The sequence below is a fragment of the uncultured Thiodictyon sp. genome, assembly GCA_903837595.1.
Taxonomy (GTDB): Bacteria; Pseudomonadota; Gammaproteobacteria; order Chromatiales; family Chromatiaceae; genus Thiodictyon.
The window spans coordinates 1-1,697 of record CAILVI010000224.1 but is presented as its reverse complement, the minus strand read 5'-3'; the positions used below and the strand labels follow the sequence as shown (position 1 = coordinate 1,697).

Sequence of the window (1,697 nt, the reverse complement as noted above, 5' to 3'; positions counted from 1 at the left end):
CTGAGCGCCCCTGTCAAGCAATTTCGACAAAAAAGCCCACCGGGTGCCAACAGGTTGCCCACAAGTTATCCACAACGCACGAGCGCGTTGTGGGCGGTCAGCGAGATGCCCTCAGGCGAGTTGCGGGAGGGGTTTCGCCGCGGCCTGCAGGAGCGGCGATTGCCGCTTCTGCAAGCCCAAGAGATACTTCGCCTCATCGTACGGCTTGCGGTCCTGCCAACACCGAAAGACGATCCGCAACCATTTGAACGCGAGCGCCCGCACCGCGGCATTGTGGCCCTTCCCGCGCTCGCGTAACTCCTGGTAATAGGTCCGCGCCCAGAACGAGTAACGGATGGACATGCCGGCCCACTCGACGATACTTTGCCGCACGAACCGCGGACAGGCGAAGCGCCAATGCACCCAGTGCGATTGTCCGCTGGCTTCGGTGACGGGCGCAACCCCCGCGTATTCTTGGATCGCGCGGGCTGAGGCAAATCGCTCGCGGTCGGCTCCGAAGGCGGCGAGAAGGCGCGGGGCGAAGGTTGACCCGGCCCCGGGGAAGCTCGCAAACACGTCAGCGTCGGGATGCGACTCGAACGCCTTGGTGATCGCCGCGTCGTATTCGCTGATGCCGTCGAGCTGGGCACGCAGCACGGCCACCAGGGTCTTCGTGCGCAACAGCGCCGGTACCAGGATGCCGCTGTCGGTGGTGAGGGGCATGGCCGCACGCAGCGCCGCGATACGCTTCGCAATCAGCTCCTCGTTGCGCACCCCATGCTGGTGGAAAAAGGTCGTGAGCGTGGCCTCGCGGACGCGTTGCACTTGGCCCAAAGAGGGCCATTGCGTTAGCAGATCGCACGCCATCCCGCATGCAAGATCGTCAAAAAGATCAAGTGCTTGCGGGAAATACAACTTCAGGTTTGCGGTCAGCGCATTGGTGGTGCGCACGCGGCTCTCCACTAGGGTCCGGCGCGCCTCGACCAGCGCCTGCAATTGGCGGGTACGCACGTCGTCCGGATGCCACGCGCGCAGCTTCGCTGTGTTCTCGCTCAGAAGATCGAGAATGAGCTCCGCATCTGCGATATCGCTCTTGGCGCCGCTCGGCTTCAAGCCCCGCCGACGGGTGGCGACCAACAGCGGGTTGACCGGATAGAGCACCAGATGGTCGTACTTGGCGAGGGCGGCCATCAACGGCCCCTTGTGCTGCTCCAAACAAATCGCTACTGGCTGTCCGCCGAAGCGCACGCGCAGGGCGCACGCCCATTCGTCGATGGCCTCCGGGCGATGCTCCAGCACCAAGCGCTCGCGCCGCTCGCTGCCGGCGGCCTGAAGGCAAAGATCATGCTTGCGGTCGGCCCAGTCGATGCCGACCAGTGCCGCATAGTTCGCCGTGTCTCGTGTCATGATACCCTCCAACCGAAAGGTTTCAATTCGGATAGCGACGGGAGCACACGCTGCAATGCGAGCCGTTTCTGCGAATGCCATATAGACAGCCGTCGGCGACGACCTCTGAGAATTCGTTAGCGAAACGACACACACCGCCGGACTCGAAAGAAACGTTACAAGCGTCACACGCTAGAAGCCAAATATTCGTAGCCCGGTGGCGTTGTCAGCCCGTCGTGCTAGATATAGCACAGCGGGCGGACTCGGTGGACCGACGCCAACGACAGGCGCCGATCCGCAACAACACATTATGAATACTGCACTCCAGTCGG

Annotated in this window: 1 protein-coding gene; it reads right to left on the bottom strand. The window is 62.8% G+C overall.

The window, feature by feature from the left end:
* Positions 1-111: 111 nt before the first annotated feature.
* Positions 112-1,467: an IS110 family transposase gene (locus QZY44_RS11805; RefSeq protein WP_295446428.1), complete on the bottom strand. Its 1,356-nt coding sequence runs from the start codon at positions 1,465-1,467 to the stop codon at positions 112-114.
* Between the last annotated feature and the right edge of the window lie 230 nt (positions 1,468-1,697).

Coding starts and splice junctions, on each gene's coding strand:
- QZY44_RS11805 (WP_295446428.1), bottom strand. CDS start 1,467: ATGGCATTCGCAGAAACGGCTCGCATTGCAGCGTGTGCTCCCGTCGCT.